This is a genomic window from Stutzerimonas kunmingensis, assembly GCF_002929225.1.
In the GTDB taxonomy this organism is placed as follows: Bacteria; Pseudomonadota; Gammaproteobacteria; order Pseudomonadales; family Pseudomonadaceae; genus Stutzerimonas.
Genome location: NZ_PISM01000004.1, coordinates 1,099,447 through 1,123,340, shown reverse-complemented (window position 1 = coordinate 1,123,340; position 23,894 = coordinate 1,099,447). Strand labels below are relative to the sequence as shown.

At 60.3% G+C, this 23,894-nt stretch carries 34 protein-coding genes; 20 read left to right on the top strand and 14 right to left on the bottom strand.

Features of this window, described 5'->3' with window-relative positions; genetic code table 11:
• Positions 1-324: 324 nt before the first annotated feature.
• The 4 genes from CW305_RS06505 (at position 325) to CW305_RS06490 (ending at position 4,980) form a co-directional block, all read left to right on the top strand.
• Entirely contained in the window at positions 325-1,581 is a 1,257-nt protein-coding gene (locus CW305_RS06505) for an OprD family porin (protein WP_104097399.1), read from the top strand.
• A gap of 163 nt (positions 1,582-1,744) precedes the next feature.
• Complete coding sequence (locus CW305_RS06500; RefSeq protein WP_104097398.1) at positions 1,745-3,460, top strand: proline--tRNA ligase; 1,716 nt, start codon at positions 1,745-1,747, stop codon at positions 3,458-3,460.
• A 9-nt stretch (positions 3,461-3,469) separates the two neighbouring features.
• Complete coding sequence (locus tag CW305_RS06495; RefSeq protein WP_003299042.1) at positions 3,470-4,402, top strand: hypothetical protein; 933 nt, start codon at positions 3,470-3,472, stop codon at positions 4,400-4,402.
• Positions 4,403-4,407: 5 nt separating this feature from the next.
• Positions 4,408-4,980: a lytic transglycosylase domain-containing protein gene (locus tag CW305_RS06490; RefSeq protein WP_044314469.1), complete on the top strand. Its 573-nt coding sequence runs from the start codon at positions 4,408-4,410 to the stop codon at positions 4,978-4,980.
• A 13-nt stretch (positions 4,981-4,993) separates the two neighbouring features.
• Here CW305_RS06490 and CW305_RS06485 read toward each other — a convergent pair whose 3' ends face one another.
• Positions 4,994-5,452: a TlpA family protein disulfide reductase gene (locus CW305_RS06485; protein ID WP_023446271.1), complete on the bottom strand. Its 459-nt coding sequence runs from the start codon at positions 5,450-5,452 to the stop codon at positions 4,994-4,996.
• Positions 5,453-5,677: 225 nt separating this feature from the next.
• Between CW305_RS06485 and CW305_RS06480 the strand changes: the two genes are divergently transcribed.
• On the top strand, positions 5,678-6,070 hold the full coding sequence (locus tag CW305_RS06480) for a hypothetical protein (RefSeq protein ID WP_104097397.1): 393 nt from the start codon (positions 5,678-5,680) through the stop codon (positions 6,068-6,070).
• Position 6,071: 1 nt separating this feature from the next.
• Here CW305_RS06480 and CW305_RS06475 read toward each other — a convergent pair whose 3' ends face one another.
• Both CW305_RS06475 and CW305_RS06470 read right to left on the bottom strand, forming a co-directional pair.
• Positions 6,072-6,269, bottom strand: a complete 198-nt coding sequence (locus CW305_RS06475; RefSeq protein ID WP_104097396.1) for a hypothetical protein — start codon at positions 6,267-6,269, stop codon at positions 6,072-6,074.
• Between the two features lie 138 nt (positions 6,270-6,407).
• Positions 6,408-7,640 carry a virulence factor BrkB family protein gene (locus CW305_RS06470; protein ID WP_014821053.1) on the bottom strand — a complete coding sequence of 411 codons (1,233 nt, stop codon included), beginning with the start codon at positions 7,638-7,640 and terminating at the stop codon, positions 6,408-6,410.
• 166 nt (positions 7,641-7,806) lie between these two features.
• Here CW305_RS06470 and arsC point away from each other — a divergent pair, with 166 nt between their 5' ends.
• From arsC to CW305_RS06455, 3 genes are read left to right on the top strand one after another with little or no spacing between them, the layout of a single operon-like run.
• On the top strand, positions 7,807-8,160 hold the full coding sequence (arsC, locus tag CW305_RS06465; RefSeq protein ID WP_014821054.1) for an arsenate reductase (glutaredoxin): 354 nt from the start codon (positions 7,807-7,809) through the stop codon (positions 8,158-8,160).
• Positions 8,157-8,762 carry an NAD(P)H:quinone oxidoreductase gene (gene wrbA / locus CW305_RS06460; RefSeq protein ID WP_023446272.1) on the top strand — a complete coding sequence of 202 codons (606 nt, stop codon included), beginning with the start codon at positions 8,157-8,159 and terminating at the stop codon, positions 8,760-8,762. Before arsC ends, wrbA begins: the two co-directional genes overlap by 4 nt.
• Positions 8,755-9,165 carry a DUF2069 domain-containing protein gene (locus tag CW305_RS06455; protein ID WP_104097395.1) on the top strand — a complete coding sequence of 137 codons (411 nt, stop codon included), beginning with the start codon at positions 8,755-8,757 and terminating at the stop codon, positions 9,163-9,165. Before wrbA ends, CW305_RS06455 begins: the two co-directional genes overlap by 8 nt.
• A gap of 138 nt (positions 9,166-9,303) precedes the next feature.
• On the opposite strand, the gene hda is transcribed toward CW305_RS06455, so the two are convergent.
• From hda to CW305_RS06440, 3 genes are read right to left on the bottom strand one after another with little or no spacing between them, the layout of a single operon-like run.
• Positions 9,304-10,008, bottom strand: coding sequence for a DnaA regulatory inactivator Hda (gene hda, locus CW305_RS06450; RefSeq protein ID WP_023446273.1), 705 nt, complete (start codon positions 10,006-10,008; stop codon positions 9,304-9,306).
• Entirely contained in the window at positions 10,005-11,096 is a 1,092-nt protein-coding gene (locus CW305_RS06445) for an AI-2E family transporter (protein ID WP_104097394.1), read from the bottom strand. Before CW305_RS06445 ends, hda begins: the two co-directional genes overlap by 4 nt.
• Before the next feature lie 52 nt (positions 11,097-11,148).
• On the bottom strand, positions 11,149-12,207 hold the full coding sequence (locus CW305_RS06440) for a DUF2066 domain-containing protein (RefSeq protein ID WP_104097393.1): 1,059 nt from the start codon (positions 12,205-12,207) through the stop codon (positions 11,149-11,151).
• Between the two features lie 380 nt (positions 12,208-12,587).
• Between CW305_RS06440 and purM the strand changes: the two genes are divergently transcribed.
• The 5 genes from purM to dapC are packed head-to-tail and all read left to right on the top strand — an operon-like array spanning position 12,588 to position 16,979.
• On the top strand, positions 12,588-13,646 hold the full coding sequence (gene purM / locus CW305_RS06435; protein WP_014821060.1) for a phosphoribosylformylglycinamidine cyclo-ligase: 1,059 nt from the start codon (positions 12,588-12,590) through the stop codon (positions 13,644-13,646).
• Positions 13,646-14,293, top strand: a complete 648-nt coding sequence (gene purN, locus CW305_RS06430; RefSeq protein ID WP_023446277.1) for a phosphoribosylglycinamide formyltransferase — start codon at positions 13,646-13,648, stop codon at positions 14,291-14,293. The genes purM and purN overlap by 1 nt, the downstream gene beginning before the upstream one ends.
• Before the next feature lie 8 nt (positions 14,294-14,301).
• Entirely contained in the window at positions 14,302-15,012 is a 711-nt protein-coding gene (locus CW305_RS06425) for a DUF3108 domain-containing protein (RefSeq protein WP_014821062.1), read from the top strand.
• Positions 15,013-15,066: 54 nt separating this feature from the next.
• Complete coding sequence (locus tag CW305_RS06420) at positions 15,067-15,732, top strand: COG3650 family protein (RefSeq protein WP_090521390.1); 666 nt, start codon at positions 15,067-15,069, stop codon at positions 15,730-15,732.
• Between the two features lie 50 nt (positions 15,733-15,782).
• Positions 15,783-16,979, top strand: a complete 1,197-nt coding sequence (gene dapC, locus CW305_RS06415; RefSeq protein WP_104097392.1) for a succinyldiaminopimelate transaminase — start codon at positions 15,783-15,785, stop codon at positions 16,977-16,979.
• A gap of 39 nt (positions 16,980-17,018) precedes the next feature.
• Here dapC and CW305_RS23370 read toward each other — a convergent pair whose 3' ends face one another.
• Both CW305_RS23370 and CW305_RS06410 read right to left on the bottom strand, forming a co-directional pair.
• Positions 17,019-17,180 carry a hypothetical protein gene (locus tag CW305_RS23370; protein WP_181063851.1) on the bottom strand — a complete coding sequence of 54 codons (162 nt, stop codon included), beginning with the start codon at positions 17,178-17,180 and terminating at the stop codon, positions 17,019-17,021.
• Positions 17,181-17,194: 14 nt separating this feature from the next.
• A complete protein-coding gene (locus CW305_RS06410; RefSeq protein ID WP_014821066.1) occupies positions 17,195-17,440 on the bottom strand; it encodes a hypothetical protein in 246 nt (81 codons plus the stop codon).
• A gap of 127 nt (positions 17,441-17,567) precedes the next feature.
• On the opposite strand from CW305_RS06410, the gene CW305_RS06405 reads away from it, so the two are divergent.
• Positions 17,568-17,897, top strand: a complete 330-nt coding sequence (locus CW305_RS06405; protein ID WP_101274755.1) for a thioredoxin family protein — start codon at positions 17,568-17,570, stop codon at positions 17,895-17,897.
• 341 nt (positions 17,898-18,238) lie between these two features.
• Here the strand turns inward: CW305_RS06405 and CW305_RS06400 are convergent, their stop codons facing one another.
• Both CW305_RS06400 and CW305_RS06395 read right to left on the bottom strand, forming a co-directional pair.
• Positions 18,239-18,766: a lysis system i-spanin subunit Rz gene (locus tag CW305_RS06400; protein ID WP_104097391.1), complete on the bottom strand. Its 528-nt coding sequence runs from the start codon at positions 18,764-18,766 to the stop codon at positions 18,239-18,241.
• Complete coding sequence (locus tag CW305_RS06395; RefSeq protein WP_104097390.1) at positions 18,763-19,194, bottom strand: lysozyme; 432 nt, start codon at positions 19,192-19,194, stop codon at positions 18,763-18,765. The genes CW305_RS06400 and CW305_RS06395 overlap by 4 nt, the downstream gene beginning before the upstream one ends.
• Positions 19,195-19,308: 114 nt before the next feature.
• On the opposite strand from CW305_RS06395, the gene CW305_RS06390 reads away from it, so the two are divergent.
• The gene (locus CW305_RS06390) at positions 19,309-20,400 is read left to right on the top strand and encodes an acyltransferase family protein (RefSeq protein ID WP_104097389.1); all 1,092 of its coding nucleotides are present in this window, start codon (positions 19,309-19,311) and stop codon (positions 20,398-20,400) included.
• Between the two features lie 33 nt (positions 20,401-20,433).
• Here CW305_RS06390 and CW305_RS06385 read toward each other — a convergent pair whose 3' ends face one another.
• The 4 genes from CW305_RS06385 to CW305_RS06370 all read right to left on the bottom strand — a co-directional run bounded on the left by CW305_RS06385 (position 20,434) and on the right by CW305_RS06370 (position 21,834).
• The gene (locus CW305_RS06385) at positions 20,434-20,817 is read right to left on the bottom strand and encodes a hypothetical protein (protein ID WP_104097388.1); all 384 of its coding nucleotides are present in this window, start codon (positions 20,815-20,817) and stop codon (positions 20,434-20,436) included.
• 160 nt (positions 20,818-20,977) lie between these two features.
• Positions 20,978-21,226 carry a YdaU family protein gene (locus CW305_RS06380; RefSeq protein WP_104097387.1) on the bottom strand — a complete coding sequence of 83 codons (249 nt, stop codon included), beginning with the start codon at positions 21,224-21,226 and terminating at the stop codon, positions 20,978-20,980.
• Positions 21,227-21,228: 2 nt separating this feature from the next.
• Entirely contained in the window at positions 21,229-21,459 is a 231-nt protein-coding gene (locus CW305_RS06375) for a hypothetical protein (RefSeq protein ID WP_104097386.1), read from the bottom strand.
• A 171-nt stretch (positions 21,460-21,630) separates the two neighbouring features.
• Entirely contained in the window at positions 21,631-21,834 is a 204-nt protein-coding gene (locus tag CW305_RS06370; RefSeq protein ID WP_104097385.1) for a hypothetical protein, read from the bottom strand.
• Positions 21,835-21,925: 91 nt separating this feature from the next.
• On the opposite strand from CW305_RS06370, the gene CW305_RS06365 reads away from it, so the two are divergent.
• Genes CW305_RS06365 through CW305_RS23365 form a run of 5 tightly spaced genes read left to right on the top strand, consistent with a single transcriptional unit; the run spans position 21,926 to position 23,891 of the window.
• Entirely contained in the window at positions 21,926-22,606 is a 681-nt protein-coding gene (locus tag CW305_RS06365; protein WP_104097384.1) for a S24 family peptidase, read from the top strand.
• A 13-nt stretch (positions 22,607-22,619) separates the two neighbouring features.
• The gene (locus tag CW305_RS06360) at positions 22,620-22,946 is read left to right on the top strand and encodes a hypothetical protein (RefSeq protein ID WP_104097383.1); all 327 of its coding nucleotides are present in this window, start codon (positions 22,620-22,622) and stop codon (positions 22,944-22,946) included.
• Entirely contained in the window at positions 22,943-23,266 is a 324-nt protein-coding gene (locus CW305_RS06355; protein WP_181063850.1) for a hypothetical protein, read from the top strand. The genes CW305_RS06360 and CW305_RS06355 overlap by 4 nt, the downstream gene beginning before the upstream one ends.
• A 29-nt stretch (positions 23,267-23,295) precedes the next feature.
• On the top strand, positions 23,296-23,742 hold the full coding sequence (locus CW305_RS23180) for a hypothetical protein (RefSeq protein ID WP_146067139.1): 447 nt from the start codon (positions 23,296-23,298) through the stop codon (positions 23,740-23,742).
• Entirely contained in the window at positions 23,739-23,891 is a 153-nt protein-coding gene (locus CW305_RS23365) for a hypothetical protein (RefSeq protein ID WP_181063849.1), read from the top strand. The genes CW305_RS23180 and CW305_RS23365 overlap by 4 nt, the downstream gene beginning before the upstream one ends.
• The last annotated feature ends 3 nt before the right edge of the window (positions 23,892-23,894 follow it).

Below are 23,894 nucleotides of genomic sequence, written 5' to 3'. Positions count from 1 at the left end.
CAACGAGCTCTCCGCCAAGCCATTCAAATGGAACAAAACGGCTGAATCGATCATCAGCTCAGTCCACAAAGCTAAACTTGGCGCGATGAAAAATAGATTATTGAACTAACCGCTCAGGCCACTAGGGGCGGCTTCAAAACACCGCAATCAGCGTCACACAGCTTGCTCTAGCGCTGCACTAGAGCTAAACAGTACATTCTCTGGATGGCTTTTCGCGAGAGCAGCCAAAATTGGCTAAAGCCTGATGCGGGACTAAGAAGTTGCACCCTTTCCGCCCATGCGCGGCAAGGTAAGCACCGTTTTTAAACCAAAGGAGCAATCACAATGAAAGTGATGAAGTGGAGCGTAATCGCCCTGGCCGTATCGGCGGGCACCTCCCAGATGGCGTTGGCCAGCCAGCAGTCGGAGTCCAAGGGGTTCGTGGAAGATGCGAGCCTAGATCTGTTGCTGCGAACCACTTATTTCAACCGTGATTACAAAGACGGCAGAGGCGATGCACGCAGCCTGGGCCAAGGCTTCATTACCACTTTTGAATCAGGATTCACCCAAGGAACCATCGGTGTAGGCGTTGATGCCTATGGCCTGCTGGGCGTTCGCCTGGATGGTGGCCGCGGCTATACCTATGGCGCAATGTTCGAGCGCGACTCCAACGGCGATCCGGAGCGCGACCTTTCTCAGGCCGGCGCAGCCATCAAAGCCCAGTTCTCCAATACAGTGATCAAGTACGGCAACCAGTTCCCGTCCATGCCAGTCCTGGCATACGATGATTCTCGCCTGCTGCCCGAATCTTTCACCGGCACCTTGATCACCAGCAATGAAATCGAAGGTCTGGAACTGAATGCTGGTCGCTTCACTGCAGACAGTGCGATGCAAACCTCTAGTCGCGACTCGGTTAACTACCTCGGCCAAACTCTGAAGAGTATCGATGTCGTAGGCGGCACCTATGCATTCAATGACAATCTGAGCGCCTCTCTGTACTACGCAGATAACGAAGACGTTGCCAAGAAGAAGTACGCTAACATTAATTACGTCATGCCTTTCGCTGACGCCCAGTCTCTGGCCTTTGACTTCAACATCTACGATAACAAGTACGACAAACAAGCCTTCGACGAGACCCAAGACACCACTATTTGGAGCCTTTCAGCCAAGTACTCCGTAGGTTCGCATGCTTTCATTCTTGCCCATCAGCGCGTAACCGGTGACGGCAACTACGAGTACGATATCGGCGACGGCGGCAGCTCCATTTGGGTAGCTAACTCCTACTACTCCGACTTCAACTCCAAGGACGAGCGTTCCTGGCAGGCGAGCTATGAGCTGGACTTCGGCGGTTACGGCGTTCCCGGCCTGTTCTGGAAAACCGCCTATGTCTACGGCGACAACGTAGACACCGGCACTGGCGAAGGTAAGGAACGCGAGTTCTTCAACCAGGTCCAGTACGTCGTACAGAGCGGCCCGGCAAAAGATCTGTCGCTGAAGCTGCGCAACTCGATCTACCGCTCCAACAGCGACATGCGTGACTACTACAGCCCGGACCTCAACGAGATCCGTGCATTCATCGAATACCCGCTGAGCATCCTGTAACCCAGGCGCTCGGACCATTCGATGCAAACGGAGCCCGGCAAAAGCCGGGCTCTTTCGTTTCGCCGCACATCCAGCGCGGCGCCCCGCGCCTGTACGCCGCAATGCGCGCGCCGTACAATGCCGAGCCAAATTCCAGCCTCTTCTGCAAGGACACAACGGCCACATGCGCACCAGTCAGTTCCTGCTCTCGACCCTCAAAGAAACCCCATCCGATGCAGTGGTCATCAGTCACCAACTGATGCTGCGTGCCGGGATGATTCGTAAGCTGGCGTCCGGTCTCTACACCTGGATGCCGATGGGGCTGCGTGCGCTGCGAAAGGCCGAGGCCATCGTTCGCGAGGAAATGAACAAGGCAGGCGCCCTGGAAGTGCTGATGCCGGCCATTCAGCCAGCCGAGCTCTGGCAGGAGTCCGGCCGCTGGGAGCAGTACGGCCCGGAGCTGCTGCGTCTGAAGGATCGCCACAATCGCGAATTCTGTGTCGGCCCGACCCACGAAGAGGTCATCACCGACCTGGCACGCAACGAGCTTCACAGCTACAAGCAGCTGCCGATCAACTTCTATCAGATCCAGACCAAATTCCGCGACGAAATCCGTCCGCGCTTCGGCCTCATGCGCGGCCGCGAGTTCCTGATGAAGGACGCCTACTCCTTCCACCTGTCCCAGGAATCGCTACAGGAAACCTACGACCGCATGCACGAGGCGTACTGCAATGTCTTCACTCGCCTCGGGCTCGACTTCCGCCCGGTGCAAGCCGACACCGGCTCCATCGGCGGAACCGGCTCGCACGAGTTCCACGTACTGGCTGAGTCTGGCGAAGACGACATCGCGTTCAGCGACACCTCCGACTACGCCGCCAACATCGAGAAGGCCGAAGCCATTCCGCGCGAAACCGATCGTGCGGCACCAAGCGAAGAAATGCGCCTGGTAGACACACCGAATGCCAAGACGATCATCGAACTCGTCGAGCAGTTCGGCCTCGCCATCGAGAAAACGGTAAAAACGCTGGTCGTTCATGGCGTCGAAGAAGGCCAACTGATCGCCCTCATCGTACGCGGCGACCACGAACTCAACGAGATCAAGGCCGCCAACCTGGAGCAGGTTGCCAGCCCGCTGGTATTCGCCTCGGAAGCGGAAATCCGTACTGCCATTGGCGCGGGCCCCGGCTCGCTGGGCCCACTGAACCTGACGATTCCCTGTGTGATCGACCGTTCTGTCGCGCTGATGAGCGATTTCGGTGCCGGCGCCAACGTCGACGACAAGCACTACTTCGGCCTGAACTGGGAGCGTGACCTGCCGCTACCGCAGATCGCCGACCTGCGTAATGTGGTTGCCGGTGATCCGAGCCCGGACGGACAGGGGAATCTGGTAATCAAACGCGGTATCGAGGTCGGCCATATCTTCCAGCTGGGCACCAAGTACAGCGAGGCGATGAACTGCCGGGTGATGGGCGAGAACGGCAAACCGGCCACTCTGATCATGGGCTGCTACGGCATCGGCGTATCCCGCGTGGTTGCCGCGGCGATCGAGCAGAACTACGACGACCGCGGCATTCTCTGGCCAGACGCGCTCGCGCCTTTCCAGATCGCCCTGGTACCGATGAAGTACGAAAATGAAGCGGTTCGTGAGGCTACCGACCGACTCTACGCCGAACTCACCGCAGCAGGTTACGAAGTGCTGCTCGACGATCGTGACAAAAAGACTAGCCCCGGCGTCAAATTCGCCGACATGGAGCTGATCGGCATCCCGCACCGCATTGTCATCAGTGATCGCGGGCTGGCCGACGGCACCCTGGAATACAAGCACCGCCGCGACGCGCAGCCTCAGCCAGTCGCGACTGCTGACATCCTGTCCTTCATCAACTTGCGTGCTCATCGCTGATCGGAAATCATGCTCAACCGACGTTTTGTCGTTTCAACCAGCGCCGCGCTTTGCGCGGCGTTGCTCCTTGGCGGCTGCGCCAATCACTTGCCGCAGCGCAGCGAGCACGAGGCGCGTGTCGAGCGCAAACTGCTCGACCACAGCCTGCGCATCGAACTCGGTGAACCCCAGGTGCTCGAACTGCCGCAGCGGCGTATCCGCGTGCAAGAGCAGATGACATTCGAAGTCACCGATTTCGAAGTAACCCGCCGTTACGATCGCTATACGCCTTACCAGCCCTGGCGAGAGCTGTACGAGATTCCGCTGGGCGTCGTCGCAGTGGTCGCCGGCGTAGGCGCAAACGTGCTCAACGTGGTGATGCTCGGCAACATGCCAGAGAGCGCGACTCGCGACTGGATCAGCTACGGCTTCGCCGGCATCAACCCGTTCATGAACGCCGAGTCCAATGGCCGCTCGCAGCAGAACCTGGCCAGCCTCGACGAGCAACGCCGGGATGCGCGGCTCGAGTACACCAGCCTGCCTTGGGCGGAGCGTCCGGTGCTCGTCAGCGCCGGTCCGCACACTCACGAGCTGTCGACCGATCGTCACGGCGTCTTGCGCCTGAATCTTCTCGACGGGCCGTTCGCTGATCAGGACGTCACGCAGATCGGCAAGTTGCAGCTGTCGGTTGAGGATGAACAGGATGGCACCCGGGCCGAGGCCACGCTGCTGGTCAGCCACAAGCTGCGCGGCAAGCTGCAAGAAGCTCACGACCTGATCTTCGATGACCTGGAAGGCGACGACGTCGCGCAATGGGTGCATCGCGTCCGGCGCCTGTCCGAACTTGGTCTGGAAGAAGAAGCCAGCGAACTGGAGCAGAGCCTGATAGAGCTGACGCGCAACGACCCCGAGCTGCAACAGCACTTTCTGCAAAGTCTGATCGAAGGCAGCAACGGAAACTGAAACCGATGAAGACGCCTGCTCTTCTTCTCGCATTGCTGCTGGTGAGCGCCCTGCCGGCAGCAGCCAATATCCGTCAAGCGCCCGAACCCGAACTCCGCGACCTCATGCAGAGGACAGTCGCTGAGGCGGACAGCTTTCAGGATCGCTTCGATGCAGAGGTCTGGCTGGTCGACATGTCCGGCCGACTCAAGCGCTACATCCCCGATGCCGAAGAGCGGCTGTCGCTGCTCCGACTGGTGCATCGCGAGGCGAGCAAGGCGGGCCTGAAGCCGGAACTGGTGCTGGCGCTGATCCATGCCGAAAGCCTATTCGACCGATTTGCAATCTCCAGCGTTGGCGCGCAGGGCATGATGCAGGTGATGCCATTCTGGAAAGCGGAACTGGGTCGACCACAAGACAACCTCACCGACAACGCCACCAATCTTCGCTATGGCTGCACCATCCTCAGCTATTACCTGAACAAGGAAAATGGCGACATCAACCGGGCGCTCGCGCGCTACAACGGCAGCCTCGGGCAGAATCGCTATCCGGTCAAGGTGATCGGCTTCTGGCAGGATTTCTGGTACGTCAAACCCTGAGTCACCAGGCGGGCTACTCGCCCTTCAGCCGCGCCAGATGCACAAGGATGCCCTCGGCAGTCTGTTCGCCAACCAGGCGCTCGCGCACCTTCCCCTGGTCGTCAACCAGATAGGTCACCGGCAGCACCTCGCTACGCGGCAATTGCAGACGCTCGGCGGGATCATCACTGAGCACACGGAAGTCGATACCCAGCGCCTTGGCGGCCTGAGCGAGCTCTTCGCCGCGCAACTCGTCGAAATTCACACCCAACACTGCCAGTCCCTGCTCGGTTTCGGCCAAGGCGTTCAGCTCCGGAATCTCGGTGCGGCAGGGACCGCACCATTCGGCCCAGTAATTGATCAGCAGCCACTGCCCCTGCAGCTGTGCCGCAGTCACTTCACGCCCGTGCTGGTCGATCCCCCAATCCTTTTCGCAGGCAGACAGGAACAGGCAGCTCAGCAGGAGCAGCAACGAGGCGATCGGTTTGGTCATGGTGCTCATTCCTTAACGTATACGGCCGAGGATACCGCTGCGTTGCAGTCAAGGCACGCCTGGGACGACCCGATCCTGACGCAGACCGTGGCGGCGCCAAGTAACCGTCGCGCTTTTCGCCGTTATGCGAGTCCGATCACGCGCGGCGGCGCTCAAGTGCACAGTTTTGTCGGACCTGCACTGCCTATAATTCCGCACCCACCACCGTATGCCAGTAGCGAAGCCATGTCCCAACTCCACGACAAACTGATCGGCACCGTACCCTCACGCATCGTCGAGCAAGCCGCCATCGCCCTCACTACCTATGACGGGCGCGTAGCTGAATTCAATATCGCCAGCTGGTTGCAGCTGCAGGGACACGCAGGGCTCATGGTGTCTCTCGTCGCCAAATATCGCGATGGACAGCAGCAGCGAGAAGCGATCATTGATCACGGACGCACCGATGGCGCAGGCAAGATTCTGCTGTCCGGCGTCGCGCGGCTACCGGTCCGACACAAGATCGAGGAGTTGCAGATTCACCTGCGTCCTGCCGCCACGGTAGCTGCAATCACCGTCGAAGAGCTGTTCGCTCACCCGGTCGAGCCCGTAGCCGCCGAAATGAAAGCCGTCCAGGCCTGACTCAGCCGCTGACCTTTTTCGGCTCCAACTGCTTGCTTGCCAGAGCGGCGTGCGGCGCGCCGGTTGGAGCATCATCCCTGACGACCAGCGATTCCGGCCATTGCCTAAAGCGAAGACCGGTAAGGCGGTTCAATGCCTCGAGCGCCGCGTCTGGCGCTCTCTGATGCAAATACAGAATGGTGCTGCGCTTGCCGTCCATTACGTCTTCCCCTCAACTACTCCGAGCCATAGCCAGAAGCGTGCCATCACCTCGAAAACGCCGTCACGGCCTGTAAGTACGCATCTAATCGCTCGAACAACCTGCCACCGAGCGCAGCGCCTCCACGTAAACACTCCCTTACTGACGATTTTTGTCACCGCCCGATTGCAACCAGTCGGCCAGGCTGCCACTGAACAGGCTGGCCTGTTCCTGCTGCAGTAGCTCCAGTGACTGGCGCAAAGTCGGATACCAGGGTTCGTTCAGCTGCTCGGGCAACGTTACGCGCGCTGACAGTGGCCACGGGTTGCAGCGCAATAGTTTATCCAGACTGTAGTGATTCAGATCTCGACAAAGCACCCAGCCCCCGGAACCCGTCCGACAGACCAGCTGTTCCTGTTCGAAGAAGCCGAGTATGTCGTCCCACTCATCCTCGGGAAGGCGCAGGCCGGCCCTGTGCAGATCACGCAGGCGCAGCTCCCGTCCCTCCTGCTGACGCTGGTGCAGGTTGCGCAGCAGCATCAGCATGACCAGCAGGCGTGGCAGCGGCCGACGGCGCCATTGCTGCGACGACGACAGGCCGCAGACCAGCTCGGCGCCGAACAGCACGATCATCCAGGACAGATAGACCCATAACAGAAACAGCGGGACAGCCGCGAAAGCGCCGTAGATCAGCTGATAGCTCGGGAAATAGCTGACGTACAGGCCGAACAGTTGCTTGGCCGCCTCGAACAACACTGCGGTGAATACACCGCCCACCAACGCATGCCGTAACGGGACACGGGTATTGGGCACCGCGGCGTAGATCAGGGTGAAGGCCGCCACGCTGAGCAGCAATGGCATGACCTTGATCAGCGTGCCGACGCCAATGAGCGCGTACGGCCCCGAGATCAGCGAAAGCGAGGCGATGTAAGTACTGGTGGCAAACCCTGCGCCGAGCAGCAGCGGCCCGAGGCTGAGAATCGCCCAATACAGCAGAAAACTGGACACCCCCCGTCGTGGCTGTCGTACGCGCCAAATGGTATTGAAGGCCTTCTCGATGGTCAGCAGCATCATCAACGCGGTAGCCATGAGAAACCCGACCCCGAACCAGGTGAGTTGCCGCGCCTGGCTGGTGAACGCGAGCAGATATTCCTGGATGGTCGCGCCGGTGGACGGGATGAAATTGTTGAATATGTAGAACTGGATCTGCTCGCCAACACCCTTGAAAGCGGGAATCGCCGACAGCATGGCGAACGTGACGGTCATCATCGGCACCACGGCGAACAGGGTCGTGTAGGTCAAGGCCGCCGCGCTATGCGGACCTTGATCGGACAAAAAGCGCCGAACCAGGAAGCGACCGAACTCGAGGGCATTGTCGATGCGCTGATGCATCCCTTCTCCTTGTTACAGCTGCCTGGAGCCGTTGGCTCGACAGTGCTCATCGTCAAAAGACCCGGATCAGACCGAAAGCCTGCCCGGATCACCAGCGCTGCACATTTCGGTGAGCGCCACGTTGGGGGTTAGAATGGCCACCTCATCCGGCGAGACGCAACCACAAATGACCGAACTCACGCTGTATCACAACCCTCGCTGCTCCAAATCGCGCGGCGCCCTGGAGCTGCTTGAAGCCCGCGGTCTGACGCCCGAAATCGTGCGCTACCTGGAAACGCCCCCCACCGCAGCCCAACTCTGTGCTCTGCTGGACAAGCTGGGGCTCACCGCCCGGCAACTGCTGCGTACAGGCGAAGAAGAGTACAAAAGCCTCGACCTGGCCAATCCTGAACTCAGCGAAGCAGAACTGATCGACGCCATGATCGAGCACCCTCGCCTGATCGAACGCCCGATCCTGGTCGCGGGCAACAAGGCGATCATCGGCCGCCCGCCGGAAAAAGTGCTGGAGATCTTGCCGTGAGCACGCCCTACATTCTGGTGCTGTACTACAGCCGCCACGGCGCTACAGCCGAAATGGCCAGACAAATTGCTCGCGGCGTGGAAATGGCCGGGCTGGAAGCGCGTCTGCGCACCGTACCTGCCGTGTCCACCGAGTGCGAAGCGGTCGCGCCCACCATTCCCGACGCCGGTGCACTGTATGCGACCCTCGAAGACCTGAAGAATTGCGCCGGCCTTGCGCTAGGTAGCCCCACTCGCTTCGGCAATATGGCGGCGCCGCTGAAATACTTTCTCGACGGCACCAGCGGCCTGTGGCTGACCGGCGAGTTGGTCGGCAAGCCAGCCGGCGTGTTCACCTCGACCTCCAGCTTGCACGGCGGACAGGAAAGCACGCTGCTGTCGATGCTGCTGCCGCTGCTGCACCACGGAATGCTGGTGCTCGGCCTGCCTTACAGCGAGAACGGGCTGCTGGAAACCCGCGGTGGTGGCACGCCTTACGGCCCTAGTCACCATGCCGGTGCGGACGGCAAGCGTTTGCTCGACGAACATGAAATCGCCCTCTGTCGCGCCCTCGGGCAGCGCCTGGCACACACGGCACAGCGGCTGGAGATGTCCCTTGGCTAAGAAGCGTAAACCGCTGCCATCACTGGAGTGGCTGACCCCGCGGGTCAAATCCAGCCGAGCGATAAGCCTTGCCAGCTTCATCGGCCTCGCAGCGCTACTGGTCGTCTGGAACCTGGCCTTTGCCGACCTGCACGGAGCCAGAACCTGGGTTGTCGTCAGCATCCAGCTCATTCCACTATTGCTGGTTGCACCAGGGATGATCGCTGGCAGCCCGAGGGCGCACGCCTGGCTCTGCTTTATCGTCAACCTGTACTTCATTCAGGGCGTGCTCGCGGCGATCGACCCGGCGCGGATGATCTACGGCCTGATGGAGGCCGGACTGAGCCTGACATTGTTCATCGCGGCGCTGCTCTACACCCGGTGGAGCTATCAGTACGAACGCAAGGCCGCGGGCGAGGCGTGAGGGCAGCTGATCACGGCGAAAACTGCTTCAATGTTTTCGCCGACGTCGCCTAGTGGCCTGTGCGGTGAGTTGGTTGAGGCAAGTTCGGATGAACGTGGCTGCGAGACAAGGCGCTGAACTTACCAAGCAGGCCACAAGCTACCAGCCGAGCGTTTCCTTGAGGAAAGGGATGGTCAGTTTGCGTTGCGCCTGCAGCGAGGCCTGATCCAGCTGATCGAGCAACTCGAACAGCGCGTTCATGCTGCGTGAGCCTCGGGTCAGGATGAAGCGACCAACGTCATCCGGCAGATTCAGCCCACGACGCGAGGCTCGCAGCTGCAGGGCGCGTAGCTTGTCCTCGTCGGACAGCTGTTGCAGCTGGAAAACCAGCGCCAGACTCAAACGAGATTTGAGGTCGGGCAGCGCGATCGACAACTCGCGCGGCGAGGCGTCCGCAGCCAGCAATAACCGTCGGCCGGCGTCACGCAGGCGGTTGAACAGATGGAACAACGCCTCCTCCCATACCGCGTCCCCGGCCACCGCATCGAGATCGTCCAGGCAGACCAGCTCGCTCTGCTCGAGGTTGTCGAGCAAGGCCGGACCATATTCGGCCACTTCCGCCAACGGCAGATAGACAGCCAACTCTCCGCGCTCCTCCACCCGCAGGCAGGCAGCTTGCAGCAGATGGCTACGGCCGACACCGGCCTGCCCCCAGAGATAGATCAACTCATCGGACCAGCCCGCAGCAGGTGAACACAGCCGCTCGACATAGCCGAGTGCGGCTGCATTGGCGCCAGGGTAGAAGTTGGCGAAGGTGGCGTCGTCGCGCAGACGGACGCCCAGGGGGAGCTGGATGGGTTTCATGGCTGGCTGGGTGGTTCGGCCGGTGCACCGGCGGGCTCGGCGTAAAGGTCCGAGAGTTTATAGAGATCGTGCACGTGGCGCAGCAGAACCATGATCACCGCCGCCACCGGCAGTGCCAGCAGCACACCGGTAAAACCGAACAGCTGACCACCGGCGAGCACCGCAAAAATCACCGCCACCGGATGCAGCCCGATGCGGTCGCCGACCAGTAACGGCGTCAGCAGCATCCCCTCGAGCATCTGCCCTACCGTGAATACCGCCGCCACGCCCAGCAGGGGATAAGGTGCCAGCCCGAACTGAAAGAGCACAGCGACCACCGCCGCACCGATGCCGACGACGAAGCCCATATAGGGCACGATGCTGGCGAGGCCGGCGAGGACGCCTATCAACAGCCCCAGTTCGAGCCCGACCAGCATGAGGCCGGACGCATAGATGATTGCCAATGCCAGCATGACCAGCAACTGGCCGCGGAGGAATGCGCCGATCACCTCATGGCACTCGCTCATCAGACGCACCACCATGCCCTCACCGCGGCGCGGCAGCAGGCTGCGCAGCTTGAGCATGATCAGATCCCAGTCGCGCATCAGATAGAAGCTCACCACCGGTATGAGCAGCAGGTTGCCGATCCATGCCAGCAGGGCCAGCCCCGACGCGGTGGCTCGGCTCAACACCATGCCGAGGACGTCAGTGGTGCTGCCCAGGTGTGCAGCGAATGCGGCCTTCAGCTGATCGAGACGCCAGAAGTTGTCTTCCAGCCCGAACTGCGCTTGCACCCAGGGCAACGCCTGATGCTGCAACCAGTCCAGCGCCAGCGGCGCCAGCTGGTAGAGCTTCACCAGCTGCTTGCCGAGCATAGGCAGCAACACCAGCAATATCAGCAACATCAGTAGACTGAACAGGGCGAATACGACGATCACCCCCCAAGTACGCGACAGCCCCCAGCGCTCCAGGCGATCAACCAGCGGATCTCCGAGATAGGCCAACAGGATGCCGATGAGAAAAGGGGTGAGGATCGGCGTCAGCAGATATACCAGCCAGGCGCACAAGAGCACGCCTGCCAGCCAGAGCCAGCGGTTCGAATCGTTCATGGTCACTCTATGCCTTCCGTGCAGGACAGTCGCCGATATAGGAATTGCGTCATCACCAGCGGTAACGCATCACCGTGCCGCTCTCGGGCGACGCAGGCGCATTGTCGGGCTCGCCAACCACACCGCCCTCATCCATCGGCTGCCGTGCATCCAGTGGTGCCTCGTCTTCGGCGACTTCATGCAAACGCGCCAGTGCCAGCTGAGCGCGCAACTGCTCCGGACTGGCGTTGACGCGATATACCAGGCGATCACTTTCCACCCGCAGCAGGTTGCCACCAAAGGGTTCGAGCAAGCGATCCAGCTCCGCGAATCTCGCGACATCGGCCCCTAAGATCTCCAGGGTGATGTCCGACGCGGCGCCTGGCGCAACCACATAGCGTGGCGCCAGGTACTCACTGACGGACAGCATTACCGCATCCGCCAGTCCCTCGAGGGTTTCCGCCTCAGCCTTGCCGTCGCGCTGCTCGTCGTCGAGCCAGACGTTCCACTGAGCCTGCCAGCGGGAATCGGCTTCTCGCGCATGGACCGCCAGCAGTACGTCGGCATCGTAGCGCTCGGACGCCTCGCCCAGCGTCACCCGGCTGTTCGCGCCGAATGCGTCCGGTGTTGCCAGCAGCTGTTCGGACAGATCCGCCAGCGGCAGGCGCAACGGCAGGCCACGGTGCTGCGCGGCAGCACGCACTGGCGCAGCGCTGCGCTGATCGTCGCCAAGCAGCTGGGTGCCCTCGACCCGCTCGTTCAGCCACCAGACCAGAAGCGTCGGCCGGTTCGCCCCCCACAGCGACAAGCCCGCACTACGCAGGCTGCGCTCCGTGGTGCCTGGATCGAAGTCGACGACGATATGGTCGTGCTCGTAACCATACTTGCTGATCAGTTGCTGCGGGTCCTTGCGCAGCTCAGCGACGGCCTCGCGCTTGCTTGCCTGCGCATCGCCGGTCAGGCGCAAGAGCAAGGTATCGAAAGCCCGCTGCAACGCAGCTGCGCGCTCCTCGCTCTGCTCGCCGGAAACAGGCTCACGCACCTGATACAGGCCCTTGAGCTGTTCGGCCTGACCGGGCAATGACGCCCCCAGCGCAAGGCACAGAATGAGTAAGCGGTAGACAAGGCGCATGATTGATTCTCGCAGGCCGCCGGACCCCGGGGCAGGAAGTAGAGGAAACAGGACGCTACACCTTAAACAGCCGGCCCAGAGCCGGCAACCGCCTACCTCACAGATGCCAGACTCAAAATGCGCCCCGCCCGCGCCATCGCAGCTGCCGGGATGGCCGCTGCGCGGCAAGCCTGATAAAATCGCGCGTTTTCCGCAGACCGGTTCCGGCGCTTGTACGAGCCCGGCATTCAGTACCCAGGCAAACGCGACGCAGGTGGATTCAGCCCCGGCGTCAACCGGCCACTCTGGTGACAACACCAGTCGCCGGAAACGGTTAGCCCTGGCGTGGATGCAGCACCTGACCGGTCGACACCCGCACTCCTTTCACAGGTCCGGACTCTATGAGCAAGCAACCCTCCCTCAGCTACAAGGACGCTGGCGTCGATATCGATGCAGGCGAAGCGCTGGTCGAACGCATCAAAGGCGTGGCCAAGCGCACCGCACGACCTGAGGTAATGGGCGGCCTGGGCGGCTTCGGCGCCCTGTGCGAAATCCCGGCAGGCTACAAGCAGCCGGTGCTGGTATCCGGTACCGACGGCGTCGGCACCAAGCTGCGCCTGGCACTGAATCTGAACAAGCACGACAGCATCGGCCAGGATCTGGTCGCCATGTGCGTCAACGATCTGGTGGTCTGTGGCGCCGAGCCGCTGTTCTTTCTCGACTACTACGCCACCGGCAAGCTCAACGTCGACGTGGCCGCCACCGTGGTGACCGGCATCGGTGCCGGCTGCGAACTGGCCGGCTGTTCGCTGGTAGGCGGCGAAACCGCCGAGATGCCCGGCATGTACGAGGGTGAAGACTACGACCTGGCCGGCTTCTGCGTCGGCGTAGTGGAAAAGAGCGAGATCATCGACGGCTCGAAAGTCGCGGCGGGCGACGCGCTGATCGCCCTGCCCTCCTCGGGCCCGCACTCCAACGGCTACTCACTGATTCGCAAGATCCTCGAAGTATCGGGCACCGACATCGAGAACACCCAGCTGGACGGCAAGCCGCTGGCCGACCTGCTGATGGCGCCGACGCGCATCTACGTCAAGCCGCTGCTCAAGCTGATCAAGGACACCGGTGCGGTCAAGGCCATGGCCCACATCACCGGCGGCGGCCTGCTCGACAACATCCCACGGGTACTGCCTGACAACGCCCAGGCGATCATCGACGTCGCCAGCTGGCAGCGCCCGGCAGTGTTCGACTTCCTGCAGGAAAAAGGCAACGTCGACGAACACGAGATGCACCGCGTGCTCAACTGTGGCGTCGGCATGGTCATCTGCGTCGCCCAGGATCAGGTCGAGCCGGCTCTGGCCAATCTGCGCGCATCCGGCGAATCGCCCTGGGTAATCGGTACGATCGCCACCGCGGCGCAAGATGCCGAACGAGTCCAGCTGAACAACCTGAAACAGCACTGATGACCGCAAGCTGCAATGTGGTGGTGCTGATTTCAGGGTCCGGCAGCAATCTGCAGGCGCTGATCGACAGCCAGGCCGAAGACAATCCGGCGCGTATCCGCGCCGTGATTTCCAACCGGGCCGATGCATTCGGCCTGACGCGGGCGCAAGACGCCGACATCCCCACAGCAGTGCTCGATCACAAGGCCTTCGATGGCCGTGAGTCGTTCGACGCCGCACTGATGGAAGTAATCGACGAACATGCGCCGGATCTGGTGATCCTCGCCGGGTTCATGCGCATTCTCACGCCAGGCTTCGTCCGCCACTACCAGGGCCGCCTGCTGAACATCCATCCTTCGCTACTGCCCAAGCACAAGGGCCTCGATACCCATCGCAGAGCACTGGAAGCGGGCGACAGCGAACACGGTTGCAGCGTGCATTTTGTCACCGAGGAGCTGGACGGCGGCCCGGTCGCTATCCAGGCGGCGCTGGCGGTGGAGCCTGGTGAAAACATCGAGCAGCTGACGCGGCGCGTGCATTCGGCCGAGCACCAGATCTACCCGCTGGCCATGCGCTGGTTCGCCGAAGGGCGCTTGCGCCTCGCCGAACAAGGCGCGATGCTGGACGACGTCAACCTGCCGGCCTCCGGCTATCAGATCAGAATCTAGGAGATACCATGCGTCGCGCTTTGCTGCTCGCTCTCGCCGTGCTGACCCTGCCGGTCCAAGCCCTGGAGCTCAAGCCCTTCTCCGCTAGCTACACCGCCGACTGGAAGCAGGTTCCGGTCAGTGGCACAGCTCAGCGCAGCCTCGAGCAGCTGGACGATGGCAACTGGAGGCTCGATTTCGAGGCCTCCATGCTGGTCGCCAGTCTCAACGAGCGCAGCACGTTCCGCACCGAAGGCGATACCTTCCTGCCACAGACCTATCGCCTCAAGCGCAGTGGCCTGGGCAAGGGCAAGCGTGTCGAGCACCGCTTCGACTGGGACAACAAGCAGGTCGAAGGCAGTGACCGGGGTGATCCGGTCAAGCTGCCGCTGCATCGCGGCTTGCTGGACAAATCCACCTACCAACTGGCGCTGCAGCACGAAGTCGCGGCCGGCAAGCAGAGCATGAGCTATCAGGTGGTCGATGGCGACGAGATCGAAACCTACGATTTCCGCGTACTGGGCGAAGACAAGGTCAGCACCAAAGCTGGCCAGGTCGATGCCATCAAGGTCGAGCGCGTGCGCGACCCAACGCAGAGCAAGCGTGAAACCATCCTCTGGTTCGCCAAGGACTGGGACTACCTGCTGGTCCGCCTGCATCAGGTCGAGACGGACGGCAAGGAATACCAGATCATGCTCGAAGAAGGCCGTGTCGGCGGCAAGACCGTCAAAGGCAACTGAGTCATCGCGGCGGGCCTTTGCGACCGCCGCCTCCCACCTGCTTCGAGTTTTACGATGACCTCTTCACGCCCCCTGCTGATTGCACTGCTCCTGTCCCTGGCCGGTTGCCAGTCATTCTTCGCCGAGCGCCCTCCGGCCAAGGCAGCAACCGAACGCCTGCAAGGTGAAGTTCGACAAGTCGACGGCCAGCTTCAGTTGCAGAGCTGCCAGGGGCAACGGACGTTGAAACTGCTGAGCCAGGACACCGGGTTGCAGGACGACGCGCAGGTGCTGCGAGTCGATGATCAGGATGCACTGTTCGCCGACCTGCGCGGCACCCTCAGTCAGGCCGAACCGGACGGTACTGGCCAACTCGCGTTGACCCGCATCTATCGCCTGCAGCGCGAAGGCCACGGCTGTGACGAGGAGAACTTCAAGCAGCTGATCCTGCGCGCCAGCGGTCATGAACCAGGCTGGATGCTGACCGTGACCACCCGCGGCATGCTACTCGTTCGGCCGGGGCAATCACCGATCGCCCTGCCTTATCTGGAAGAGCAGCTTCCCGGTGGCCAGCTCAGTTTCACCAGCGAGGCCAACCAGCAGCGCCTTGACCTGTGGGTTGCACCGCAGCGCTGTGTCGACAGTGCCAGCGGCACGGTCAGCCACCTCAGTGCGGAGCTCCGTCTGGACGGCCAGACATTGCGCGGTTGCGCCTACTACGGTGGCGCACGCGACGACTGATCTCACGAATGCGGGGCGTTCGCCGCGCTCATCCTGAAAGAACTGCATCCATGAACAACGCCCTGAATCTGCTGCACCCATACCCCTTCGAGAAGCTGCGTGGCCTGCTCGCTGGCGCACAGCCGCCTGCCGACAAGCGTGCCATAGCGCTGTCGATTGGCGAGCCGAAGCATCGCTCGCCGGACTTCGTTGCCCAGGCACTGGCGGACAACCTTGATCAGCTGGCGGTCTATCCGACCACGCTCGGCATCCCGGCGCTGCGCGAAGCCATCGTGCGCTGGTGCGAGCGGCGCTTCGGCCTCGCCGCAGATGCACTGGACCCGGCGCAGCACGTGTTGCCGGTCAACGGTACGCGCGAGGCACTGTTCGCCTTCACCCAGGCCGTGGTGGATCGCTCAGCGGACGGTCTGGTGGTCAGCCCGAATCCGTTCTATCAGATCTACGAAGGCGCAGCCCTGCTCGCCGGCGCCACGCCTCATTACCTGCCATGCCTCGAGCAGAACGGCTTCAACCCGGACTTCGATGCCGTGCCGGCGGATGTCTGGCAGCGCTGCCAGATTCTCTTCCTTTGTTCACCGGGCAACCCGACCGGTGCGCTGGTGCCGCTGGAGACGCTGAAAAAGCTGATCGCGCTGGCCGACCAGTACGACTTCGTCATTGCCGCCGACGAGTGCTACAGCGAGCTGTACTTCGACGAGGCTAATCCACCTGCAGGGCTGCTTACCGCCTGTGCAGCACTGGGCCTCACCGATTACAAGCGCTGCGTGGTGTTCCATAGCCTGTCGAAGCGCTCGAACCTGCCGGGGCTGCGTTCGGGCTTCGTCGCCGGTGATGCCGAGATCCTCAAGTCCTTCCTGCTGTACCGCACCTATCATGGCTGCGCCATGCCCGTGCAGACCCAGCTGGCGAGCATCGCTGCCTGGAACGACGAGATTCACGTGCGCGCCAACCGAGAGCTGTATCGCGCCAAGTTCGATGCCGTGCTGGAAATACTCGCGCCGGTCATGGACGTGCAACGCCCCGATGGTGGCTTTTATCTGTGGCCGAAAACGCCGATGGACGATCAACAGTTCACCCGCGAGCTGTTCGCCCGCGAGCATGTCACCGTGGTGCCGGGTTCCTACCTGTCGCGCGAAGTGGACGGCATGTCACCCGGCGTCGGCCGCGTGCGTATGGCACTGGTTGCGCCGCTGGCCGAATGCATCGAGGCGGCGCAACGCATTCGCCACTTCATCGAAACGCTCTGATTGCGCGCCGGGCGGTTTGGCCGCCCGGCCTGACGAGGTTCAGGCAACGCCCGGCGGGATCGCATCCTTGCCATAGTCGCGCAGTTTTTCCAGATTCTCCGGCTTCATGTGCTCGGGTATGTCTGCGCCCTGTTGCTCGTCGCGGGATGTGGAATTGGCCTTATCAAGCGCCTCCTCGGTACGCTCGTCGTGATCGCTCATATGCTGCCTCCTGTTCAGATGGCGTGTTCTTCCCAGATCAGCTCGCCTTCGTCGCTGACCTCTATAACTTTAGTCAAAGCTGCCTCGGCAATCGCGTCGGCTTCGGAGGCCAGGTCGTAGCGACGGCCATCTGCGATCTTGAATACGTGTACATGCTCGTCGCTGTCGCGCCGTTTGATGGCGATAACCGCTTCGAACGCATCCTCGGCAGGCACCGCCGAAGAAATCGCTTCGAAATTCTCGAAATGCTTGCGTGCCATTACTCGTCACCTCACCGTTGCGATTGTCATCAATGGACAACACCATCGGTGTAAAAGGTCGAGAGCCCTCGCCGAACGACGGCCCGGCGGCAAGTTCGAACGTTGGAAGGCACACGGAGAACCTGCCATGAACATGACTGAACACTACGTACAAAACGAGCCCAGCCGTACAGAGGTCGACGCCATGCAGGGGCCGCTGCTGCTGGAGTTCGGCACTGCCTGGTGCGGCCACTGCCGAGCAGCTCAGCCACTACTGGCAAAGGCCCTGGCTGAGCGCAGCGGCATTTGTCATCTGAAGATCGAGGACGGCCCGGGCCGCCCGCTGGGACGCTCGTTTCGGGTCAAGCTCTGGCCGACCCTGATCCTGCTGAAGAATGGCCAGGAGCTCGCGCGCGTCGTGCGCCCGCTGAACGAGCAGGCGATCGAGCAGGCACTAGGCGAGACGGGAAAGGGATGAGAGAGACAGTTCGCGAGCCACCTGCCGCGCAGCGCTCTTCGAGGCGAGAAGGCATGCTCGCCTCCATAGCCCGGCGAGGCGTGGCATAATCCGCCGTCCAGTTTTGCAGGAGTCTTGGAGAGTCGTTTATGTCCGAATCAGATCAGCGGTTGTGCCTATACGGAATCAAAGCCTGGGACGCCGCACGGATCAGGCTCAACGCCTAGTGCTGCGCGGCTTCAAGCCAGTTTTCACGCTCAGAAATCCGCTCTTTTGCGCGATCTCCCGCACAAACAGAATCAAACACTTACGTTCGCGTTTTGGGGAAGGAATTTCCCCTATCTCAGCCCGTCCGGGCAATCTCAATTCCCCTTCGTTACTTCCCTCGCCCACTCCTGCAGCGCGGTCAGTTTCACGGCGCAGGCGTCGGCGTCTCCGGTGATACCGACAATACGTCTAGCATCCTCTTCGTGAATGTCGGCTCGCTGGCTTCCATCATCCACGCGGCCAGCGCCGGTGGAGGCGGACACGCCACCTGCTGAGGCTGGACAACTGGCGCGGACTGACAGCCGGCGAGAGCCATCAGCGACAGCAGCAGACAGCCGCTCAATTTCTTGCTGTGCATGGCGCAGCTCTCCGTATCGTTGTTGGTCGTTTGCGGCCAGGCGGCCTTCGAGATCCTGACGCTCGGCCTGCTGCTTGAGGATCACCGCAGCATTGGCCTCGGCAGCCTGGCGCAGGAATGTCTCGTGAGCCGTCGCCCGATCCGCCAAGCGCTTGCCGTAGGCGTTCCCCTGCCACTGCCACGCCCCGGCAGCAGAAAGCGCCATCAGCGCAAGCACAGCGGCTCCTGCGGCGATCAGCTTGTACTGCTTGAGCAGGGCGATCATGGTTTGCTCTCGAACAATGCACGCTCGGCAGCGCGGCGGCGAACCAGACCGGCAAGCACCTTGCCCCCAGCCTTGTTCCAGCGGTCGAACTGAGCTGCGGCCCCGGCGTAGTCGCCCGCATTAAGCAGACGCAGCAGTGTCGAGTTGCTGAGATTGCCCGCGCCCAAGTTGTAGACGAATGAGGTCAATGCGTCGTGCTGGCCCTGCGTCAGCGGCACCTTGACCAGTCGCTCCACATAACCCTCGAACCGCTTCACGTCCTCGCGCAGCAGCTCTTCTGCCCGCTCCTTCGTAATGGTCTGGCCTGCCTTCACGCCTGCTGTGGCGCCATAGCCGATCGTCCAGACATCGGCCGGGCATTTATAGGCAGACAGGCGCAGCCCCTCGAAGGACTTGATCAGGTCAAGCCCCTTCTGTGATATGTGCATGTTTTCTCCAGGCAGAAAAAGCCCCGGCTGGCGGGGCTGATGGCTAACTAATACTCATGTATTATGCGAATGGAACGACAACAACACGATGACGCAACCTAGGCTACCGCCAGCATGATAAAAAGCATCCAGTATCTAAGGTTTCTTGCCGCATTTATTGTAATTTTTGCCCACTCCAACGCACAGATGTACGGAATTTCAGCAAAGTATACGAATATGGGAGGATTTGGAGTTGATCTCTTTTTCGTGATAAGCGGCTTCATCATGCCGTTTATTATATTCGGAGGAAAGTACCATGGGCAGGCGCCAAAGATAGGCGCTGCTGAATTCATGGCTAGGCGAGTTAGCAGAATATGGCCAATGTATTTCCTGGCTACCGCTGCTGTAGTTGTTTTGTCCTGGATGGTTGCCAATGGCAAGTTCTCCGACGTGGGCGCCGAATTTGCATATCACTACAACGCATACCGCGTAAATCTAGCGTGGATTTTTGACTCCCTGACATTTACCCATGGGGCAGACGCCCCAGTCCTCGGCACAGGCTGGACCCTGCAAGTCGAATTCATGTTCTACTCAGCAATTGCTGTAATACTTCTTTCAAAGCCGGAAACCTTGTTTCAACTAGAGGCCAGGCTTATCGCTCTTTTCGCCCTATTCTTCTTTATTAGCTCGATAGGTGTCTCAGCATCCAGCTTCGCAAAAGCGTATGCGACCCCGATGATTATTGAGTTCGCTTTCGGAATGATCATCTACCGGCTTTACTCTGCCGAAGTTCTTATAGAAAAGAAATTTGCTATTTTACTTGGTATAGGCGCCTTTACCGCATTTATTTTTATTGAAGTAACATCACTGACTCAATGGGGCGGCCATTTCAACAGGCCTATAATGTGGGGCGGGTGCGCGTTTTTTATCGTTTGGTCGGCATTAAGTTTGGAAAAATACATATCCGAAAACAAGACGCTCCTCCTGCTAGGAGACTCGTCATACAGCCTCTATTTAGTTCATTACATAATTGGCCCAGTGATATTTCACTACTGGCATAACTATTCTCTCGCAGACAGCATTCCGCTTTGGGCATACCTCTCCATGTTTATAGTCGTATGCCACTTAGCCGGGATAGCGTGTCATCTTTACCTAGAGAAACCGATCAACTCAACAATTCGCAAGATCAAGATCGGAAGACGCGCTAGCAGCCCGGCGATTGCGTAGCCGTATGCCCCTCACAATAGAGGGGCATAGCCGTTATGGCTGGACCTTAAGCACCCCCGCATCCACATAGAGAGTGCCCTTCCTCTTCCCTGCGACAGTCAAAGCATCCTTCAGTTCTTCCATGTAAATGCTGCCATCGCTCTCGATGCCGAAGGCTACGGCGGCGCGACCGTTTACGCGCAGCTTTATTTCTCCTGCCGCCGATCCGCTGTTCGGATTAGTCCATTCAATGTCCAGGATTGCGTGACTGAGGCCCCCGCTATTCAAGCCGCGAAGGGCAAAATGAGAACTGCCGAAACTATCAGTCGTGATGGCGCAGGTCTGCCCGTCGCCCAGGTCGATGTCGACCTCATGTTCTAGCTCTCTACTATTGTTGATCCCGACAAAACCCCGGCCAGACAGGCCAGGCTTCTGCATGCGGAGCGATTTAGATTGATAGCCGATTGTTACCGACTCAGGATCGCCAATTATGTGGTCACCGATGACAATCCCGTCCGCGACGATATTGTCATTACCGATAGCGTGCCCTTGCCCCGCAACATTATTCCCCCGACCTATCGCACTGGCGCCTACTGGATCAGGTGTTGCCGCGCTTGTGCTGCCAGCCTGCCTCGGTCTGAGTGAAGAACTCGCCCAGTACAGCAGCAACCTCGGTCACGTTGGAGCGCATGCGGATAACGCGTGCGATTGCATCCGGCTCGCCTTGAAGAGGCTGCTCGTTGATGTAGTACAGGTCCAGAAGGCGGCGGTAGGCCAAGTCTTCGATGAGATCAAGGTGAGCAGTGCGGAGCATGTAATCGCCGGGATGGAATGGATAGAAATTCATGCTCAGATCTCCAGCTCGTCAGTGACGCGCTTGATGAACTCGTCGTAGCTTTCGGCCATCTTGATCCCCTGGCATTCAAGGGCTTCTCGGTAGGCCTTGGCTGATCCGTAGAGCACCCAGCGCTCACGCTCAGGAAGATGCTTAAGCGCGGAGTAGCTAGGCCATGGGCCGGCGATAACGGCGCTTGCACGCTGCTGGTCGATGGTGTTGCGGTGGAAGTCTTGTTGGCGCATAATCTTCTCCAGTGAAGTTGTACCGCTGTTGAGAGCCCGCCCTTGCCCGGCGGGCTTTTTGTTGCCTTCGAATCAGGTACTGGATAAATCCTCACCCTCTCCGCTTCGCTTACCTGTCCGATCCGTTGGTCCTAAGATGGGGACCATGGAAACCACTGACAGGGATGTCTCTTATGCAACTGCCGCAGAACTACCCGGCTCGTCTTCACGCTTGGCGATCAACTTCCGGCGAGACTCTTTCTCAAGAACGCACTGCATCGGGTAGGAAAAACCTCCTGCTGCACGGCACTGGGAAACTCGGCCGCTGCTGACACCAAGCGCATCTCCAATGGCTCGACCCGAGCCAAAGAACGCCAATGCTTCGTCGAATGTCATTTCAGCTCTCCGCTATTTGTGCGGTCAGTTTAGGCATCTTAACACGCAAAGGCAAGGAATCTAAACAACGTAAGCCTTTAGAATCCTAAACATGGAATTCAAAGACCGATTGACTCAGCGTCTGAAGGAAACCGGCCTGACTCAAAGCGAGCTGGCCAAGCGGATCAACGTCTCCAGGACGACGATCACTTTCTGGAAGACAGGCGTGAATAAACTGAGCGGCGAGAACCTTATGGCGCTCGCCAAGGCGCTCCGCTGCTCTGCTCGCTGGCTCGCTACAGGTGAGGGCGCCCCCGTTCCCGAAGGCATCAGCCTGGACAAGCCGTGGCTGGATATGGACGACGCCAGCAACGTCGAGCAAGGCCCGCCAATCGTCAGCCCGTACCGCGCTATCCCTATCGTCGGCACTGCACAGATGGGTGCCGAGGGCTATTGGTATGCACTGGATGAGGGGGAAGGCGTCGTTGACGTGCCATCCAAAGACCCTGGCGCCTACGCCCTGCGGCTGCGCGGCGATTCGATGGCTCCTGCTATCCGTTCGGGCTGGATCGCGGTCTGCGAGCCAAACGGAAGGCTTGTGCCTGGCGAGTACGTGATGATCCGGCTAGTTGAAGGCGAATGCATGCTCAAGGAGCTGCTGTACGCGAACGACGAAGAGGTCAGCGTGATGTCGCTCAATCCCGCATACAGCCGGCGCACGATTCCGATGGAACAGATCGAACAAATGCACTACGTCGGCCACATCGTGGCGCCGAGCAAGGTTAGGGTTTAGAGCGGGAGGCAGGATGACGAACGGGGTCGAGCCACTAAGGGCAAGAGCTGACGGCAAGCTGTATGCGGCCGATATCACCATGGATCAATACCTGGCCGTGTTGCGGAGCCTTCAGCCAACAGACAACAATGCATGCCCGGCTTGCGGAAACTTGCACTGGGATGTTCACCGCGACGGCTCTCTAGAAGACGCCGCAGAAAAACCTGTTTTGCTGGCTGCACCTTCGTTTCGCAACGACGAGTTAAAGCAGCTCTTCTTCTTCACATCGTGCTCCCGGTGCGGTTACATGCGACACTACCGCTCTGAAAGCATTGCTCAGCTGGCGAGTAAACTTTCATGAGTGATAGCGATCACTTCAATGTGGTTCCTTTTCCTGAGCTTGGCTCTACGAGAAACGGCAACAGCTCCAACGGTTCTGGCGGGGTACCGCCTGGAGGCGACGGTATGGACGGGCGAATAAGAGACTTAGAGCGAGACATGACCGATATGAAGGTTGCTCTCGGAAAGGTAGAGACGCGCCTCGAAAATATCTCGCAGAACATGCTCACCAAGGCCCAAATGGCAATCTACACCCTTGGTGTAGGTATCGTTGTGTTCAGCGCTGGTTGGTGGGTAGTGCAGCAATACCTAGCGCCATTGGTAGCGAACCTTCCGAGGTAACTCCAAGCCCCGCACCAAGCGGGGCTTTTTTGTATCTGCACCACATTTGCCATGTTGGGAAGGATGAATGGAAGGAAACGCACGCCGACCCATTCGGCCAGCATGGATTTGTTTATCGCCCTGACTGTGCTCAGGGAGCAGCTTGGTCGGGCGAAGGCCTGCCGCCAGCCGGGACGGTGTGCGAGGTGCTGAACAACACGCTAGACCGTCCAGAATGGGAGCGCTGCACGATCCTGTTCATGGGCAAGTTCAAGGCGATCTACGAAAGCGAGTCATGCCATGAGCGAGTCGTAGACGTATCGGAGAGCTGGATAATCAGCTTCCGCCCTATCCGCACGCCCGAGCAGATCGCTGCCGAGGAGCGCAGAGAGGCGATCCTTGAAATGAAGGGTTTCCTGTCATTCAGCGACTACAGGGAAGCCGAAAGGCACTGCGCCGACCTGTATGACGCCGGCTACCGCAAGGTGACCCCATGAACCGCCCCCAATCCCTCCCCTACGACGACACCCCCACAGGCCACTCATTCGCAGCGGCGTGGAGAGTCATCTGGATCTTCTCAGTACCGGCCGCGGCGCTGGTTCTCGGCCTCATCGGTGAGGCGGCGATTCAATACTTCTTCGGATAACCA